Below are 1,627 nucleotides of genomic sequence, written 5' to 3'. Positions count from 1 at the left end.
GGGTCGAATATGAACTGACCAAATGGCTAACCGCAAGGATGGGAATGGAAAAAGAGTTCGGACGATTCGAAGATAAGTACCACTATCCTAATTCGGCTTTTTTCTACGAGAGCAAATTCCGTTTCTCCAGCCCGAGTTCTCGGGATTTCATCGGCCTGGGTGTGGGCTTCAAGTTCTCCAAGTTCCAGGTAGATGCTACTGTAGGAGAGGATAACTTCTTCGAAGGTACCTATTTGCTGAGCGGCATTCAGAGAAATCTGTTCGGAATTGTGTCTGCGGTTTTCACGTTCTAACTCCTACAGATAAAGGTATTAATGATCTCAGGGTGGAGAGCAAATCTCCACCCTGATTTTTTTGTGGGGGAGGGGTTAAGACGTAGTGCGAGGCCGTCAAGGTCTTGAGACTTTTAGCCTCGCTTTATATTTTGGCGACCCTAAAAGGGTCGCGATACGAAAAAAATGGAGGTCTGAAGACCTCCACAACTTTCCTGTGTAGCGGAAGGCTTCAGCCTTCCATTCTTATTGATATAAATGCCAGAGAAAAGTAGGTCGGGTTGCGGGAGCTACCCGACACGGATTTGTCGGGCAGTCTTTGACAGCCCGACCTACAGCTACGAAAAGCAATTAGTAGGGACAGGGCTTGTCCCTGTCCGAATTTTCGAAACGGACAGCCACACGGTTCGACAAGCTCACCGCCCTGAGCGAAGTCGAAGGAAGGGCTGTCCCCACATTATTGGCGACCCTGAAAGGGTAAGCGCTACGATCAAAAAAAATGGAGGTCTGAAGACTTCCACAACTTTCCTGTGTAGCGGAAGGCTTCAGCCTTCCATTCTTATTGATATAAATGCGAGGACAGAACAGTGTTCTGTCCCTACAAAAACTTCATTCTGCAGGGTATTCTACCTCGGCAAACCATTCCAGTTTTATCTCTTTGAATAGATTGTCCCTGGCTTCGCAATCGCCAAGGAAAGTCCACTCGCCTTGGTCTACATAGTCGCCTTTACCATATTTTTCCGCCATCTCAGTTAACCTTACAAAATTCTGATGATGCTCGGAAACCCTTAGCTCCGCATAATCTCTGGCACTCCAGGTGGAGATCAAAAACTGCCAGTCCGAAGCCTGTAACAGCAAAAGCTCCCTGGCGGCTTGTTTTAAGATTTTGAGGAGGTTCTCGTCTTGAGTATGCCTGAATTTCCGAGCCAAGCCCTGCATCTCACGTTCATCTTTATAAATATGTTTCCAGGTCCATTCGGTCCACTGGTTTAACCAGATGTAATGATAACCTCCTTCCCCCCAGGAGCCTTCAGGTATGGAGATCACCTGACTGGGTTTGGCTTCATCTAAGAATTTTGAACAGGTGGTTAATTCCAATTCCGGGTCGTCCGCAATGTATTTCAATACCAGTTTTAAAAACTGGGTTCCCTCAAACCACCAGTGTCCAAAAAGCTCAGCGTCATAAGGTGCGCAGACTATTCCCTTTTTTCCTAACTTCTGACGATATTCGCTCAAAAGTCTCTTGACTATTCCCTTATAATGGCTTGCATTTTCCGGCACCCGTGCCTGGGCATCTTTGGGATAATATTCCCATTTATCTGCCAGGTCACTTTTGGCTGAAGTCACCTTCCAGT

The 1,627-nt window shown here is 46.8% G+C and carries 2 protein-coding genes; one reads left to right on the top strand and one right to left on the bottom strand.

The features are described 5' to 3' along the window. On the top strand, positions 1-293 hold a 293-nt coding region (locus MUP17_01650), incomplete at its 5' end, for a hypothetical protein (protein MCJ7457680.1). Positions 294-881: 588 nt separating this feature from the next. Here the strand turns inward: MUP17_01650 and MUP17_01645 are convergent. After that, positions 882-1,627, bottom strand: a 746-nt coding sequence (locus tag MUP17_01645; GenBank protein MCJ7457679.1) for a DUF1957 domain-containing protein, incomplete at its 5' end; no start/stop codon positions are given.

The organism is Candidatus Zixiibacteriota bacterium (genome assembly GCA_022865345.1).
GTDB lineage: Bacteria > Zixibacteria > MSB-5A5 > MSB-5A5 > RBG-16-43-9 > RBG-16-43-9.
This window is presented reverse-complemented; position numbering and strand designations above follow the sequence as displayed.